The organism is Pseudomonas sp. RIT-562, assembly GCF_026241895.1.
GTDB classification, from domain to species: Bacteria; Pseudomonadota; Gammaproteobacteria; order Pseudomonadales; family Pseudomonadaceae; genus Aquipseudomonas; species Aquipseudomonas mandelii_F.
The window spans coordinates 1-15367 of sequence record NZ_JAPJIV010000016.1 but is presented as its reverse complement, the minus strand read 5'-3'; the positions used below and the strand labels follow the sequence as shown (position 1 = coordinate 15367).

Below are 15367 nucleotides of genomic sequence, written 5' to 3'. Positions count from 1 at the left end.
AGGTCGGGAAATCAGTAACGGATTTCCAGTGTTGTGGAGCCGTCTATAGCCACTTCATTGCCAAGGTCCAGTGAGTCTGCCCTGGCAATGTAGGTGTTGATCAGCAGGTCTGTGGCCAGATCCTTGACGGCTATCGGAGTAGATGGATCAGCAGGGGAGCCGACTGCGTTAACTGCGTAGGGGAAGATAAAGGAGTTTCGATACCAGCTGTTGCCATTGTCTATGGAGCCCAGGGTGATTGCGGGCACACCGTCGGCTACAACATTGTGGAAGGAGGGCAGGAAGCCGCCGAGCCGCTGATCGCCGTTTATCTTGCCCAAACCGAAAAGCTCTCCGCGATCATGGTCGGTATTCGGTCTGTTATCGATCGGCTTCAACGTGAACACTGTCGCGGAATCGCAATTCACAGAGAACTGCAACGTATGTTGAGCCAAGCGTGTTTCCTTGGTCTGGTTCAGGTCCTGGGAGGAAATCTTGCCGTGATCGACGATTCCGCCACTGGACAATGTTGGTACGCACGCCGCTGGCGTGATGATGCCAGTGACTTTCAACTCGGTGGTCGAAGCCGCCACCGCAGGCGGGGCAACGCCGATTAGTGCAGTTGCGCAGAGTGCTGCCAAATACCGCTTGATCATTGTTTTATTCACTTATCTGGTCAGTGGCCCTGATGTTGATTGTCTCGATCAGTTCCGGGCCGGAGTTGCTGCCGGCGGTGTCCGTAGACGCCAGTGACGGGGGGAGGGGCCCGGAGCCTCTTGCCAGTTAGCTGGCGAGAGGCTCGGGGCTAGGTCGGGAATCAGTAACGGATTTCCAGGGTTGCGGAGCCGTCTATATTCACTTCGTTGCCGAGGTCCAGTGAGTCTGCCCTGGCAATGAACGTTTGGACTTGAAGGTCTGTGACCAGATCCTTCACGGCTATCGGAGTGGCTTGATCAGCGGGGGAACCGACTGCGTAAAGCATGTAGGGGTAGAAACCGGAAACTTTAGACCAGCTGTTGCCATTGTTTGTGGAGCCTAGTGTGATTGCGGGCACACCGTCGGCTACAGAGTTGCCGAAGTAGCCCTGGAAGCCGCCGAGCCTCTGATCGCCGTTTATCTTGCCCAAACCGAAAAGCTCACCGTTATCGTGGTCGGTATTCGGTCTGTTATCGATCGGCTTCAACGTGAACACTGTCGCGGAATCGCAATTCACAGAGAATTGCAATGTATATGGAGTCAAGCGTGTCTCCTTGGTCTGGTTCAGGTCCTTGGAGGATATCTTGCCGTGATCGACGATTCCGCCACTGGACAATGTTGGTACGCACGCCGCTGGCGTAATGATGCCAGTGACTTTCAACTCGGTGGTCGAAGCCGCCAGTGCAGAAGGGGCGATGCCGATCAGTGCGGTGGCGGAGAGTGCTGCTAAGTACTTTTTCATCATTTGTTTATTCACTTTTATGGTTAGTGGACTTGATGGTGGCGTTGCGCCCAACTGCGCTCACGATCCATCAGGTTCGGTTTGGGGGTTACAGGTACAGAATCTCGATCGTCGCGGCGCCATCGAGGTCGATGGCGCTGCTCAGGTCGAGGTCGTTGGTCGGGGCGATGACGGCTTGCACCGTCACCCGGGTAGCGAGTGTCTGGATCATCACCGGGCCGGAGGTGCTGCCGGCGGTGTCGGTAAACGCCAGGTAACTGGTCTTGCCGATGGGAATCGGATTGGCGCTGCTGGAACTCCAGGCTCTGCCACCGGTGGTGGAGTCGGTTCGATAAAGCTTGGGGTAACGGTCGGCGCTGGCGTCGTTGGGGTCGAAGTGCAGCGAGTACAGGCCAATTTTGTGGTCGCGGCTGTCCTTGCCCAGGCCGTAGTAGATGTCGCTGTCCACGGTCGCCGAGCCCAGGCGGTTGTCGTGCATGACCAAGGCAAATGCCGTCGGCGCGTCGCAGCCAACGGTCAGGGTCAAGGACTTGTCGGGCAGGCGAGTGCTTTTGTCGGCGTTCAGGTCTTTGTTTGACAGGGTGCCGAGGTCGACTAGGCCGCCATTGGACAGCATGGGTTGACAGGCCGCCGGGGCAAACCGGGCGCGCAGGTTCGCTTCCCGAGTGAGCCCCGGCGCGATGGCGTCGAATACCCCGGCGGTGTCCCAGGTGACCTCCTCACGTAGCAGCATCCCTTGTTCCTGAACCCACGCAGTGACCTCAAGCTGGGCGGAAAAAGTGCGACCCTGGGACGGCGCTCCCGCCTGTACCGCAACCACCCCGTGGCCCGGACGCCAGATCAGTGTCGAGGCCGTTTCGGTGGGCGGCTGACCCGGCCCGGCAATCAGGCCGATATCCACAGAATGACCATCGAGCACGGCATCGCGGATGCGGACCTGATAGCTGCCGCGATCGGCAAAGTGGAAGCGCTCGGCAGTCGCGGCCATGGCTCGGTAGAACAGGCTGACGTCGGTGGGCTGCGCACAGCTCAGGCTGAGGCTCAGGTTGCGCACACCAAGGTGGCGCTCCTGGCCGCCATTGGGCTGTATCGCGCGGTTCATCAGGCCGTAGTCGAGTAGCGGCTGGCTCAGGCTGAACTGACACTCGTCGGCCATGGCCAGCGAAGTCAAGCCGCTCGACATCAGGGGGGCGAGGAGCAGCAGCACGCGTGGCAGTTTCATAAAGTCATCCTCAGAGCGCCCGGCACTTGGCGGGTGCTGTTTCGTAGTAGGCGTCGGTGTCGGCGTCCGCCGGTAATTCGAAACTCAGTGCACAGCGTTCCATTCCCGGTGCGCTGATCCACAACGCACGGCGGTCGAGGGCGTTGGGCACGAACACCAGGCCGCCGTCCTGCACCAGCGTCACGAACTCACCATCCTCGGTGCTCACAGACGCGCCGCGGGGAAGCGGTGCGCCGTTGGCCGTCGTGGCTTTGAGCAGGGCGCGGCGGGTCAGGGTGATGCCGAATTCGACGTTGTCGACGGCGCCGCGACCGGCCGAGATCACTGCCAGGCCGTTGTTGATGTCGGCGTTGCGCGGCAGGGTCTTGGTGTCGACTTCCACGGCGCTGCGGCCGTAAGCCGCGACCTGCGGGATCACCGCCTGACCTTGCCAGTCGGTCCACACCGGGCCGCTGGGCGTGGACACCTTGATCGCGCCCATGTCGCCAACCGACAACAGGGCGAAGGTGTCGCTCACCGGGTAGGGCGACATGGTCACCCCACCGCCGTGCAGCACCGCTGCGCCGCGGGCGCTCGCCTGATAGCTGGAGCGGTCGGCATCGCTGCGGGTGTAATTGAAATCCAGCTGGGTGTAGCGCGGCAGCAGTGAAGCGCCGGCCGTGGTCTGGACCTGTTTGTCGCGAGTGTCGTGCTCGACGCCTACCCGGTAACCGAACTGGTCGTTGACCCGCTCGCTCAAGCCCACGCCGCTGCGGTATTCGCCGTCGGAACTGCGTACCCAGCTGCGTGCCTGGCGGTTCCCACCCAAGGGAAAGCTCAGGTTCAGGTAGACACTGTCGTCGTTGCGGTTGGCGCCGCTGACCTGCCATTCGGCAGTGGCGGATACCGATACTCCGGCGATGCTGGTGCCCCAGGAAGCGATGGCGCGGCTGCTGCTTTGGCCGTCGAATGAACTGGAGCGGCTCAAGCCGCTGCTGAACGCGCCCAGCCAAGCATGGGACCAGGACAAGGCCGCGCTCTGCTGATCGCGATAACGCGACTTGTGGTTGTCGTTGGTGCCTTCGAAGACCGCATCTTCCAGCTCGCGGTAACCCAGCGTGCGGTAGGAAGTGCCGGCGTTGAGTGCCCACTGATCATTCAAACGGTGCGACAGGCTCAAGTCCGCCTGCAGCCCCTTGCTGGCCTTCCTGCCGCTGGCGTTGGCGCCTGTCAGCGCCGCCTGGACCTGGGTGGACGCTAACGGCAGCAGGCCGATGCTGGCCCCTGCCGCACTGTACTTGGCAGCACCGGTCAGGCCGCTGCTGAGCAACAATTGCGGGGTGAGCGCGCCGCTCCAGCCGCCGCTGATCACCCAGGGATCGCTGCCCTCGGTGCCACTGACGCTGCGCACCCGACCGGCCGCCAACGAGTAACCCGGTGCGGGCAGGCCGATCCCGAGCATGGCCGCAGGCACGGTAAAACGGCGCTCGCTGCCGTCGGCCTCCTTGATCGTGACTTCGACGTCGGAACGGGTGTTCAGGCGCCGCACGTTATCCAGTGCAAAAGGACCGGCCGGCACCACCGTGGAATGGATCAGGGAACCGTTCTGACGGACTTCCACCTGCGCCTGGCTGTTGGCGATGCCCTCGATCACGGCGCCTTGGGATTCAACCTGCAGGGCCTGTTCGTTCAGCACTTGCACGCCGGTGATCTGGGCGCCAGCCAGCACCGGGTTGTAGAGGTTGATCTGGCCCGCCTGCAAGACCATTTCCTGGCTGGCAAAGGTTCGTTGGGCGTATGCCGCGATATGTGTGGTGCGGGACACGTCGTCCTGCCAGGTCTGCACCTGGCGACTGCGCACGATCCAGTCCCCGGCGTTGAAGCCGAGCTCGGTATTGGCGGAAGCGTAGCGGCTCGACTGGTCGCCATAGCGGCTGTGCAAACCGGTGACGTCGTAGTTGATCAGGCCGGCAATGCCGCCGGTTTGATAGCCGGAAAAGTCCCTGGCCGTCGGGCGAATCGAGTCAGTGGGCACAATCAGCGACAGGGCCAGGTTCGCCGGGTCCGGTTCGATGATGGTCTGCGGCGAAGTGCCAAGGAAGTCATGGCAGCGGCCATCGTCCAGCAAGTCCGCAGGCACATTCAAATTGGCGGCATCCACCAGGCCGCGATCGAAGCACAGCGCACCGTCTTCATTAAATGCGACGTCGACCCGGCCCTGGCGCTGGCCGTTGACGGTGAGCGTGACGGGGTGCCTGCCCGCAGTGAATCGCGGAGCATGCATCAGTAACGTTGCCAGCGCTGGATCGATGCCCCGCTGCAGCAACGTGTCCTCGTCGAACGAGGCTGGCACGGACTCGGCGCCATGCGCATAGAGCATCATCAATGCCAGAGTCAGCAGCAGCGCCAGCAGCATCAGCCTTCGCAACCACTTTGGTGCAGCGCTGGCACGAATCGCGGGCATGGCTTCGCCATCACGGTAATTCAATACGGTGTTCATCGGGCTCACTTGAGTTATTTCGGCGTGCCGGGCTGCTGTGCCTGGGGCTTAATCACGCGCGTGGCGAAGGGCTTGGAGGCCGTCGGCTGTGGATGCAGGCGCTCACGGTTTCTTCGTAGCGTGGTTTCAGGATTTGATGGGGGCTTCGTAATGCGGCACTGCAAAGCCGTAGACGGTTGCCGGTTGAAAGCGCACCTGCTTAGCGCTGCCCTCCGGCACCTTGATGCTGACGTGTTCGCCGGGCAACACGTAGCTTTTAGGTAGCATTGCGTTGCCTGCCGAGGGCAGCAGTTGCACTTCCTGGCTCAGTCGGACCACATACGGCGTGTCATTGCGCACGGTCAGTTGCCCGTCTCGCAGCGACCATTGCAGGTCGGTCCACGGCGTGCGATTGGGTGCCAGCCCCTTGGGGTGCAGAATCACCGGCAAGTTCTGGCGCAGCGTCACACCCACTCGTGCCTGGCCAGCTTCGGCGGCGGATTTAGCCTGGGGAATGCCTTCAAAAATGACTCGTTTCAAACGTTGGGTGAGCAACGGTTTCTCCGACTGCAGAATGAACCTTACCAGCTGGCTCTTGCCGGGTTCGACGCGCGCCAGCGGTGGTGTGACGAACAACAGGGACTCGCTGTCCTCGGCGATGTCTTCGAGGGTGACGTGCATCAATGCGAGGGTGGCATCGGTGTTGGTCACCGACACCGATGCTTCGCCGTCAGCTTCATTGACGATCACCACGGAAGTACTGGGCACCATGCCGTCGGCCTTCGCCTGCGCGCTCGGCAGCAGGGTGAGTGCGACGATGCCGGACAGCAGCAAACGGCGATTAAAATCTGAAAACATCAGCATGACGTTTCTCGTAAGTATTAGGGAATAGGCGGTACCCCACCTGTGATGTTGCCCGGTGTGGTGTTGGTGGATGCAATCTATCGATTGAGGCTGAGGGCTGAAATGCAACTAATACGAAAAACGTTGAAAGAGTTGATGGAAATGAGTTTTTGCCGTTTAACCGCTATTGTCTGTAGTCCTTTCGCACGGCTGTTGTAAGTAAGTCGCGTAGGAATTTTTTTTCTTTTGTGTAGGAGACCGGACAGGCCCCCGGTTGTATTGATCTTGGCGGATTTGCCATTGTTTGATGGTGTTGTAGTGGCGCTATGGCGGCGCTATTTTCCCCAATTCCAGTCACTAAACGGGATGAATCCTACAATGCGTGTAATCATCGCTGACGACCATCCTGTCGTCCGCATCGGCCTGCGAATGCTCGTAAATCTGAATGCGAACTGTGAGGTCCTCGGCGAAGCTGATGGCCCTGACAGCCTGCTCGACCTGCTCGCCACTACACCTTGTGATTTACTGGTCACAGACTTTTCCATGCCCGGGAACTCCCACGCGGACGGGCTGAAGATGTTGAGCCAGGTGCGGCGTACCTACCCGAAAATGCAGATCATCCTGGTGACCATGTTCGCCAACGTGATGACACTCAGGGCCACCTTTGCCCAAGGGGTCCAGGGAATCGTGGCCAAGGACGCGTCGGCGCAGGAGCTGCCCATGGCGATCAAGTCAGTGGCCGAAGGTCGCCGGTTTGTCAGCCGATCGTTGCGCACGACGCTGCTTCAGGTCGACGCCCGGAACCAGTCGAATCTCCCCGTATTGTCGGCGAAGGAGTATGAGGTCGTGAGAATGCTCGCCAGTGGCATGACCGTCAGTGAAATCGCCAATCGGTTCAAGCGCAGTGTTTCCACCATCAGCAAACAGAAGAACATGGCCATGCAGCGGCTGGGCATCGCCAATGATGTGGGCCTGTTTGCGTATGCCCGTGAAAGTGGCATGGTGCAGTAGGTTGCGCAATGGCCAAGGATATTCCCCACACTGATGCCGGTAGTGTTCGGCGCAGTAGTTGACTATCGTGCAGGCAATCTTGTGAAACCATTTGTTATCCAGGGAGCCTGTCCATGAGCGAAGCCCACCAAGCCTTGATTACCCGGTTCTACCAAGCCTTCCAGAGGCTGGATGCCGAGGCCATGAGCGCCTGTTACGCCGATGATGTGGTGTTCAGTGACCCGGCCTTTGGCGAACTGCGCGGGCGCGACGCGGGTGACATGTGGCGCATGCTCACCACCCGAGCCAGGGATTTTTCCCTGACGTTCGATGAGGTTCGCGCAGACGAGCATACGGGCGGTGCGCATTGGGTGGCCACGTACCTGTTCAGCCAGACCGGCAATACCGTGGTCAACGACATCCAGGCGCGGTTCGTATTTCGCGATGGAAAAATCTGCGAGCATCACGACAATTTTGACCTGTGGAGCTGGTCGCGCCAGGCGCTGGGTTTCAAGGGCCTGCTGCTGGGCTGGACGCCATTGGTGCGCAATGCCGTACGCGCCCAGGCCTTGAAGGGGCTTAAGGCATTTCAGGCGGGTCGCTGATAAGATTGCTGCTTGTTTCCTTTCAAGCCCTGACGCCACGTGAACACTCCGAGCGAAATGCCCGCAATTGCCGCCGAGCCCGCGCTGGTCAGTAAACCCTGGTTCGTCTACCTCGTTCGCGCGGCGAATGGATCGTTGTATTGCGGGATCAGCGACGATCCGGTGCGCCGCTTCGCCACTCACCAGCGAGGCAAAGGTGCGCGATTTTTCCTCTCAAGCCCCGCCGTGGCCTTGGTCTATACGGAAGTCTGTAGCGACAAGGGTGAAGCGTTGCGTCAGGAACGGCTGATCAAGAAACTACGCAAAAGCGCCAAGGAATGCCTGGTAGCGACCTTTGCTGCAGGCTTATCAATCTGACTGATCAGTTCCCATCAGGCAGACCCGTAGGCTGCTTCAAAATTGCGCGCTAAGCTGCCAATTCCTTATTCGCGCGGCGGAGCCGAGCATGTCCGAGTTGATTCTGCATCATTACCCGACGTCCCCTTTCGCCGAAAAGGCCCGCCTGTTGTTGGGCTTCAAGGGGCTGTCCTGGCGCTCGGTGAAGATTTCCCCGGTGATGCCCAAACCTGACCTGACTGCCTTGACCGGTGGCTATCGCAAGACTCCGGTCCTGCAGGTCGGCGCTGACATCTACTGTGACACTGCGTTGATTGCCCGGCGCCTGGAGCAGGAAAAGGCCTTGCCAGCGTTCTTCCCGGATGGCCAGGAAATGATCACTGCGTCGTTCGCCGCCTGGGCTGATTCAGTGGTGTTTCAGCATGCGGTGAGCCTGATATTTCAGCCGGAGTCGATCGCCGCACGGTTTGGCAATCTGCCACCGGAAGCGATCAAGGCTTTCCTGGCCGATCGCGCCGGGTTGTTCAGTGGCGGCAGTGCGAGCAAATTGTCGGCCGAGCAAGCGCGGCATCAGTGGCCAACGATCATGGCGCGGCTGGAACAACAACTGCAGCGTGAGCAGGGCGACTTTCTATTTGGCGAACCGTCGATAGCCGATTTCTCCCTGGCTCACCCAATGTGGTTTCTCAAGGCCACCCCGGTCACGGCACCCCTGGTCGATGCCTATCCGGCAATATCCGCGTGGTTGGGACGCGTGTTGGGGTTCGGCCATGGTGCTGCGAGCGAAATGACGGCAGAAGAGGCGCTTGAAGTGGCACGGGCCGCAACGCCTGCGCCGTTGCCGGAGGAGCATTTCGAGGAGCCCAACGGATTTGAGCCGGGTCAGCAGGTAGTGATCGCGGCTACCGATTACGGGGTTGATCCGGTGGCCGGTGAGTTGATGTTTGCCGGGAGTGAAGAATTGATTCTGCGGCGTGAAGACGAACGCGGCGGGGTGGTGCATGTGCACTTTCCGCGGTTTGGGTTTCGGATCGAAAAGCACTGATGGACAAACTGTGGGAGCGAGCCTGCTCGCGATGAGGGCGGCACATCAAACATCAATGTGACTGACACATCGCTATCGCGAGCAGGCTCACTCCTACAGGCAGGCGTTATTTCAAGGCCGCAAGAATTGCATCCGGGTCATACCCGCGAATCAACGTCCCGTTTACATCGATGATCGGGATCCCGCCACCGCCCAGCGCTTCATAGGCTTTGCGTGCTGCGGCGTCTTTCTCGATATCGAATTCCTTGTACGGAATGCCTTTCTGATCAAGAAAACGTCGGGTCAGCTTGCAGTAGCCACACCACTCAGTGGCGTAGAGCACCACATTGGCTTTGGCCTGGGTCTGCTGCGACACCACCTGGGACGGATTGAACAGCCGCTCGACCTTGCCCCAGTTCTGATAAACGACGACCACCAGCAGAATCAGCAGGAATTTTTTCAGCACGCCCTGGAGCATCAGTTGCGCCGCTTGAGCTGATCAGTAAGCTGGGTTGGCAGGCCCTTGATGATCAGGGTTCCGGCCTCTTCGTCGTACTCGATCTTCGAACCCAGCAGGTGCGCCTCAAAGCTGATCGAGAGGCCTTCAGCACGGCCAGTGAAGCGGCGGAATTGATTCAGGGTGCGTTTGTCTGCCGGGATTTCCGGCGACAAACCGTAGTCCTTGTTGCGAATGTGATCGTAGAACGCCTTCGGACGTTCTTCATCAATCAGCTCGGACAACTCCTCCAGGCCCATGGGCTCACCCATCTTGGCCTGGCTGCTGGCGTAGTCCACCAGGGTCTTGGTTTTCTCCCGGGCGGATTCTTCCGGCAGGTCTTCACTTTCCACGAAATCACTGAAAGCCTTGAGCAGTGTGCGGGTCTCACCGGGGCCGTCGACGCCTTCCTGGCAGCCGATGAAGTCGCGGAAATACTCCGAGACCTTTTTCCCGTTCTTGCCCTTGATGAACGAAATGTACTGCTTGGACTGCTTGTTGTTCTGCCACTCCGACACGTTGATTCGCGCCGCGAGGTGCAACTGACCCAGGTCCAGATGTCGCGATGGGGTTACATCGAGCTGCTCGGTCACGGCGACGCCTTCGCTGTGGTGCAGCAACGCGATGGCCAGGTAGTCGGTCATGCCTTGTTGATAGTGCGCAAACAGTACGTGGCCGCCCACCGAGAGGTTGGATTCTTCCATCAGTTTCTGCAGATGCTCTACCGCCACCCGGCTGAACGCCGTGAAGTCCTTTCCGCCTTCGAGGTACTCCTTCAGCCAGCCGCTGAAGGGATGCGCCCCGGACTCGGCATGGAACAAACCCCAGGCCTTGCCTTGTTTGGCGTTGTAGCTCTCATTGAGGTCGGCGAGCATGTTCTCGATGGCGCTCGACTCAGGCAGCTCTTCACTACGGGCGTGCAAAACTGCGGGAGTGCCGTCGGGTTTTTTGTCGATCAGGTGAACAATGCAATGGCGGATCGGCATGGGCTTCTCGGCTGATTGTAGAGGGGAGGGCGTGCTCCCCGAAAAAGCGCCCAGTGTACCGCAACCATTGGTTTTGGAGCGGGGTGAAGGGCAATTCCGAGGGGTGCGCTGCTGCTTATGCTGTTTTTTAACGTTTTAGAGCAATAAAGCTGACCAAATGGGTAGCTAGAAGCGGATATTTCCCCGTCTCTGTGCTAGTTTTGCCCGGTCTTGCGCGAAGTCACTGCGTTAAGCGTGCAATCAGCATTTGTCAGGTCGAACCAAACCCTGATTTCGGTATCTATAACCCCGATCCCGTGGTTATTGGCCGAGGGTGCCAGATCCAGAAGATCGGGCTCGATGGCTGACACTGCACTCTGCAATCCATATGAATTTGATAGGGAAGGAACACTACATGGCTCTTACTAAAGACCAACTGATCGCCGACATCGCTGAAGCTATCGACGCGCCAAAAACCACCGCGCGTAACGCTCTGGACCAACTGGGCCAAATCGTTGCTGATCAGCTGGAAAACGGCGGCGAAATCACTCTGCCAGGTATCGGCAAACTGAAAGTGACCGAGCGTCCTGCCCGTACTGGCCGCAACCCTTCGACTGGCGCTGCCATCGAAATCGCTGCCAAGAAAGTTATCAAGCTGGTTGTGGCCAAAGGCCTGACCGACGCTGTTAACAAGTAAGACGTGTAAAAAAAACCGTGCTCCGGAGTGATCCGGGCACGGTTTTTTTGTGCCTGCGATTTAATACCGACACCGCAAAACCAATGTGGGAGCGGGCTTGCTCGCGAAGACGGTGTGTCAGTCACCATTGAAGTCGAATGACACACCGCTTTCGCGAGCAAGCCCGCTCCCACAATTGATCTGCGTGGGTCAGTTACCCTTTCGGGTCCAGCGCTGACGCCAGACTTGCTGTTCGCTCTTGGTCTGGAACGTCCAGGCGACGAATCGGCTTTTCTTCTGGCCCTGGGACATTTCCACCACCTGGCTTTCCAGCACTCCGGCCTTTTTCAGGGCGATCTCGATGGCTGGCAGGTTCGATGCCTTGGACACCAGGGTACTGAACCACAACACCTTGTGCTGGAAGTGCGCGCTCTCGGCGATCAGTTGAGTCACGAAGCGAGCTTCGCCGCCCTCGCACCACAGTTCGGCCGACTGGCCACCGAAGTTCAGCACCGGCAGCTTGCGTTTCGGGTCGGCACGGCCCAGTGCACGCCATTTGCGCTCGCTGCCTTTGGTGGCTTCATCCATCGAGGCGTGGAACGGCGGGTTGCACATGGTCAGGTCGAAGCGTTCACCTGGTTCAAGCAGGCCCAGCAGGATGTGCTTGGGATTGCTTTGCTGGCGCAGCTGAATGGCCTTGTTCAGCCCGTTGGACTGGACGATGGCCTTGGCGGCGGCCACGGCAGTCGGGTCGATTTCCGAACCGAGGAAGTGCCAGCGGTAGTCGCTGTAGCCGATCAGCGGGTAGACACAGTTGGCACCCATGCCGATGTCCAGCACTTTCACCGGTGCGCCACGGGGGATTTCACCGTCGTTGACGCTGGCCAGCAGGTCGGCCAGGAAGTGCACGTAGTCGGCACGCCCCGGAACCGGTGGGCAGAGGTAATCTGCCGGGATATCCCAGTGGGCCACCCCGTAGAACGACTTGAGCAGCGCTCGGTTGAACACCCGCACCGCGTCCGGGCTGGCGAAGTCGATGCTTTCCTTGCCGTACGGGTTGGTGATCACGAACTTCGCCAGTTCCGGCGTGGTCTTGATCAGCGCCGGGAAGTCATAACGACCCTGGTGGCGGTTGCGCGGGTGCAGGCTGGCCTTCTCGCGGGGCTCCACGGCTTTGGCCGGGGTCGCGGATTCGGGCTTCTTGCGCGCGGGTCTTGGAGTGCGGGGGGCGTTCATGGGCGTGATCGATTCGGGTATGGCTGAAAGTGGGGGGTATTGTCCCACATCCAGGCGTTGTGAACGCAATCCCTGTGGGAGCGGGCTTGCTCGCGAAAGCGGCGGGTCAGCGAAATTGAAGTCGACTGACACGACGCTTTCGCGAGCAAGCCCGCTCCCACAGGGGGTATTCGGTGTCTAGAGGAGAAGGGCGCGCACAAAAAAGGGAGGCCATTTCTGGCCTCCCTTTTTCATTGCGATTCGCCGTTACAAACTGGCAATCCGCGCATGCTGCTCAGCCAATTTGCCCAAAGCCTGTTCCGCTTCGGCCAGTTTGGCGCGTTCCTTCTCGATGACTTCGGCCGGGGCCTTGTCGACGAAACCGGCGTTCGACAGCTTGCCGCCCACGCGCTGGACTTCACCCTGCAGACGCAGGATTTCCTTGTCCAGGCGCGCCAGCTCGGCATCCTTGTCGATCAGGCCGGCCATCGGCACCAGCACTTCCATCTCGCCAACCAGAGCGGTTGCAGACAATGGCGCTTCTTCGCCCGCAGCCAGCACAGTGATCGACTCGAGACGCGCAAGCTTCTTCAACAGGGCTTCGTTCTCGGTGAGACGACGCTGGTCTTCGGCGCTGACGTTTTTCAGGAACAGGTTCAGCGGCTTGCCTGGACCGATGTTCATCTCGGCGCGAATGTTGCGCGTGCCGAGCATCAGGGTTTTCAGCCATTCGATATCATCTTCGGCGGCCGCATCGATGCGCTGTTCATTGGCCACTGGCCAAGGTTGCAGCATGATCGTCTTGCCTTCGATGCCGGCCAGCGGCGCGATGCGCTGCCAGATTTCTTCGGTGATGAACGGCATGAACGGGTGCGCCAGGCGCAGGGCCACTTCCAGTACACGAACCAGCGTGCGACGGGTGCCGCGCTGACGCTCGACCGGTGCGTTTTCATCCCACAGCACAGGCTTGGACAGTTCCAGGTACCAGTCGCAATACTGGTTCCAGATGAACTCGTACAAGGCTTGTGCCGCCAGGTCGAAGCGGAATTGATCCAGTTGACGGGTCACTTCTGCTTCGGTGCGCTGCAGCTGCGAGATGATCCAGCGGTCTGCCAGGGACAGCTCGTAGGCCTCGCCGTTCTGGCCGCAGTCTTCGCCCTTGTCCAGAACATAGCGCGCGGCGTTCCAGATCTTGTTGCAGAAGTTGCGATAGCCTTCGACGCGACCCATGTCGAACTTGATGTCACGGCCGGTGGAGGCCAGCGAGCAGAAAGTGAAGCGCAGGGCGTCGGTGCCATAGCTGGCGATGCCGTCGGCGAACTCGTCGCGGGTCTGCTTCTCGATCTTCTTCGCCAGCTTCGGCTGCATCATGCCGGAGGTGCGTTTCTGTACCAGGGCTTCCAGCTCGATGCCGTCGATGATGTCCAGCGGGTCCAGGACGTTGCCCTTGGACTTGGACATCTTCTGGCCCTGGCCATCACGCACCAGACCGTGCACATACACGGTCTTGAACGGAACCTGCGGCGTGCCGTCTTCGTTTTTCACCAGGTGCATGGTGAGCATGATCATCCGGGCGACCCAGAAGAAAATGATATCGAAACCAGTGACCAGCACGTCGGTGGAGTGGAATTTCTTCAGGAACTCGGTCTGCTCAGGCCAGCCCAGGGTGGAGAAGGTCCACAGGCCCGAACTGAACCAGGTGTCGAGAACGTCGTTGTCCTGTTGCAGCGCGACGTCCGGGCCGAGGTTGTGCTTGGCGCGCACTTCGGCTTCGTCGCGACCGACATAGACCTTGCCCGACTCGTCGTACCAGGCCGGAATCCGGTGGCCCCACCACAGTTGACGGCTGATGCACCAATCCTGGATGTCACGCATCCACGAGAAGTACATGTTTTCGTACTGTTTCGGCACGAACTGGATACGGCCATCTTCAACGGCCGCAATCGCAGGTTCGGCGAGGGGTTTGGTGGACACGTACCACTGGTCGGTCAGCCACGGCTCGATGATGGTGCCGGAGCGGTCGCCCTTAGGCACTTTCAGGCCATGATCGTCGACGCTGACCAGCAGGCCGGCGGCGTCAAATGCGGCAACGATTTGCTTGCGCGCCTCGAAGCGGTCGAGACCGGCGTATTCAGGCGGGATCTTGCCGTCGATGCTTCCGTTCAGCGTGCCATCGAGGTTGAACACCTGGCAGGCCGGCAGGACAGCGGCGTTTTTGTCAAAGATGTTCAGCAGCGGCAGGTTGTGGCGCTTGCCGACTTCGTAGTCGTTGAAATCGTGGGCCGGGGTGATTTTCACACAGCCGGTGCCGAATTCAGGGTCGCAGTAATCGTCGGCAATGATCGGGATGCGGCGGCCGACCAGCGGCAGCTCGACAAATTTGCCGATCAGGGCTTTGTAGCGCTCATCGTTCGGGTTAACGGCCACGGCGGAGTCGCCGAGCATGGTTTCCGGGCGAGTGGTCGCGACGATCAGGAAGTCGTTACCTTCAGCGGTTTTTGCACCGTCGGCCAGCGGGTACTTGAGGTTCCACAGGAAACCTTTCTCGTCGTGGTTCTCCACTTCGAGGTCGGAAATCGCCGTGTGCAGCTTGGTGTCCCAGTTGACCAGGCGCTTGCCGCGGTAGATCAGGCCATCTTCGTGCAGGCGCACGAACGCTTCCTTGACCGCTTCCGAGAGGCCGTCGTCCATGGTGAAGCGCTCGCGGCTCCAGTCCACGGACGAGCCGAGGCGACGGATCTGACGGCTGATGTTGCCGCCGGACTGATCCTTCCATTCCCAGACCTTTTCGAGAAATTTCTCGCGGCCGAGGTCGTGGCGATTCTGGCCCTGGGCTTCGAGTTGACGCTCCACCAGCATCTGCGTGGCGATACCGGCGTGGTCGGTACCCGGTTGCCACAGGGTGTTGCGACCCTGCATGCGACGGAAACGGATCAGCGCGTCCATGATCGCGTTGTTGAAACCGTGGCCCATGTGCAGGCTGCCGGTGACGTTCGGCGGCGGGATCATGATGGTGTAGGACTCGCCCGCGCCTTGCGGGGCGAAGTAATTCTCTGACTCCCAGGTGTTGTACCAGGAAGTTTCAATGGCGTGCGGCTGGTAGGTCTTATCCATGCGCGG

The 15367-nt window shown here is 59.9% G+C and carries 14 protein-coding genes; 5 read left to right on the top strand and 9 right to left on the bottom strand.

Annotated elements, in window-relative coordinates; translation table 11 throughout:
• Positions 1-11: 11 nt before the first annotated feature.
• From ORL50_RS18940 to ORL50_RS18920, 5 genes are all read right to left on the bottom strand, one after another.
• Positions 12-635 (bottom strand): DUF1120 domain-containing protein, encoded by a 624-nt coding sequence (locus ORL50_RS18940; RefSeq protein WP_266017200.1) that lies wholly within the window; start codon positions 633-635, stop codon positions 12-14.
• Positions 636-796: 161 nt separating this feature from the next.
• Positions 797-1420, bottom strand: coding sequence for a DUF1120 domain-containing protein (locus ORL50_RS18935; RefSeq protein ID WP_266017199.1), 624 nt, complete (start codon positions 1418-1420; stop codon positions 797-799).
• A gap of 85 nt (positions 1421-1505) precedes the next feature.
• Entirely contained in the window at positions 1506-2639 is a 1134-nt protein-coding gene (locus ORL50_RS18930) for a DUF1120 domain-containing protein (RefSeq protein WP_266017198.1), read from the bottom strand.
• A 10-nt stretch (positions 2640-2649) separates the two neighbouring features.
• Complete coding sequence (locus ORL50_RS18925) at positions 2650-5118, bottom strand: fimbria/pilus outer membrane usher protein (protein WP_266017197.1); 2469 nt, start codon at positions 5116-5118, stop codon at positions 2650-2652.
• A 126-nt stretch (positions 5119-5244) separates the two neighbouring features.
• The gene (locus ORL50_RS18920) at positions 5245-5961 is read right to left on the bottom strand and encodes a fimbria/pilus chaperone family protein (RefSeq protein WP_266017196.1); all 717 of its coding nucleotides are present in this window, start codon (positions 5959-5961) and stop codon (positions 5245-5247) included.
• Positions 5962-6318: 357 nt separating this feature from the next.
• Here ORL50_RS18920 and ORL50_RS18915 point away from each other — a divergent pair, with 357 nt between their 5' ends.
• From ORL50_RS18915 to ORL50_RS18900, 4 genes are all read left to right on the top strand, one after another.
• Positions 6319-6951: a response regulator gene (locus tag ORL50_RS18915; protein ID WP_266017195.1), complete on the top strand. Its 633-nt coding sequence runs from the start codon at positions 6319-6321 to the stop codon at positions 6949-6951.
• A gap of 113 nt (positions 6952-7064) precedes the next feature.
• On the top strand, positions 7065-7535 hold the full coding sequence (locus ORL50_RS18910; protein ID WP_266017194.1) for a nuclear transport factor 2 family protein: 471 nt from the start codon (positions 7065-7067) through the stop codon (positions 7533-7535).
• Positions 7536-7574: 39 nt separating this feature from the next.
• Positions 7575-7892 (top strand): GIY-YIG nuclease family protein, encoded by a 318-nt coding sequence (locus ORL50_RS18905; protein WP_266017193.1) that lies wholly within the window; start codon positions 7575-7577, stop codon positions 7890-7892.
• An 88-nt stretch (positions 7893-7980) separates the two neighbouring features.
• The gene (locus tag ORL50_RS18900) at positions 7981-8916 is read left to right on the top strand and encodes a glutathione S-transferase family protein (RefSeq protein ID WP_266017192.1); all 936 of its coding nucleotides are present in this window, start codon (positions 7981-7983) and stop codon (positions 8914-8916) included.
• 106 nt (positions 8917-9022) lie between these two features.
• Here the strand turns inward: ORL50_RS18900 and ORL50_RS18895 are convergent, their stop codons facing one another.
• Both ORL50_RS18895 and yejK read right to left on the bottom strand, forming a co-directional pair.
• Positions 9023-9373 carry a glutaredoxin family protein gene (locus tag ORL50_RS18895; protein ID WP_266017191.1) on the bottom strand — a complete coding sequence of 117 codons (351 nt, stop codon included), beginning with the start codon at positions 9371-9373 and terminating at the stop codon, positions 9023-9025.
• The gene (gene yejK, locus ORL50_RS18890; protein ID WP_247292135.1) at positions 9373-10377 is read right to left on the bottom strand and encodes a nucleoid-associated protein YejK; all 1005 of its coding nucleotides are present in this window, start codon (positions 10375-10377) and stop codon (positions 9373-9375) included. Before yejK ends, ORL50_RS18895 begins: the two co-directional genes overlap by 1 nt.
• Before the next feature lie 394 nt (positions 10378-10771).
• On the opposite strand from yejK, the gene ORL50_RS18885 reads away from it, so the two are divergent.
• Positions 10772-11053: an HU family DNA-binding protein gene (locus ORL50_RS18885; protein WP_007905514.1), complete on the top strand. Its 282-nt coding sequence runs from the start codon at positions 10772-10774 to the stop codon at positions 11051-11053.
• A 189-nt stretch (positions 11054-11242) separates the two neighbouring features.
• Here the strand turns inward: ORL50_RS18885 and rlmF are convergent, their stop codons facing one another.
• Positions 11243-12268 (bottom strand): 23S rRNA (adenine(1618)-N(6))-methyltransferase RlmF, encoded by a 1026-nt coding sequence (rlmF, locus tag ORL50_RS18880; RefSeq protein ID WP_266017187.1) that lies wholly within the window; start codon positions 12266-12268, stop codon positions 11243-11245.
• Between the two features lie 246 nt (positions 12269-12514).
• Complete coding sequence (locus ORL50_RS18875; protein ID WP_266017362.1) at positions 12515-15361, bottom strand: valine--tRNA ligase; 2847 nt, start codon at positions 15359-15361, stop codon at positions 12515-12517.
• Between the last annotated feature and the right edge of the window lie 6 nt (positions 15362-15367).

Coding starts and splice junctions, on each gene's coding strand:
- ORL50_RS18940 (WP_266017200.1), bottom strand. CDS start 635: ATGATCAAGCGGTATTTGGCAGCACTCTGCGCAACTGCACTAATCGGC.
- ORL50_RS18935 (WP_266017199.1), bottom strand. CDS start 1,420: ATGATGAAAAAGTACTTAGCAGCACTCTCCGCCACCGCACTGATCGGC.
- ORL50_RS18930 (WP_266017198.1), bottom strand. CDS start 2,639: ATGAAACTGCCACGCGTGCTGCTGCTCCTCGCCCCCCTGATGTCGAGC.
- ORL50_RS18925 (WP_266017197.1), bottom strand. CDS start 5,118: ATGAACACCGTATTGAATTACCGTGATGGCGAAGCCATGCCCGCGATT.
- ORL50_RS18920 (WP_266017196.1), bottom strand. CDS start 5,961: ATGCTGATGTTTTCAGATTTTAATCGCCGTTTGCTGCTGTCCGGCATC.
- ORL50_RS18915 (WP_266017195.1), top strand. CDS start 6,319: ATGCGTGTAATCATCGCTGACGACCATCCTGTCGTCCGCATCGGCCTG.
- ORL50_RS18910 (WP_266017194.1), top strand. CDS start 7,065: ATGAGCGAAGCCCACCAAGCCTTGATTACCCGGTTCTACCAAGCCTTC.
- ORL50_RS18900 (WP_266017192.1), top strand. CDS start 7,981: ATGTCCGAGTTGATTCTGCATCATTACCCGACGTCCCCTTTCGCCGAA.
- ORL50_RS18895 (WP_266017191.1), bottom strand. CDS start 9,373: ATGCTCCAGGGCGTGCTGAAAAAATTCCTGCTGATTCTGCTGGTGGTC.
- yejK (WP_247292135.1), bottom strand. CDS start 10,377: ATGCCGATCCGCCATTGCATTGTTCACCTGATCGACAAAAAACCCGAC.
- ORL50_RS18885 (WP_007905514.1), top strand. CDS start 10,772: ATGGCTCTTACTAAAGACCAACTGATCGCCGACATCGCTGAAGCTATC.
- rlmF (WP_266017187.1), bottom strand. CDS start 12,268: ATGAACGCCCCCCGCACTCCAAGACCCGCGCGCAAGAAGCCCGAATCC.
- ORL50_RS18875 (WP_266017362.1), bottom strand. CDS start 15,361: ATGGATAAGACCTACCAGCCGCACGCCATTGAAACTTCCTGGTACAAC.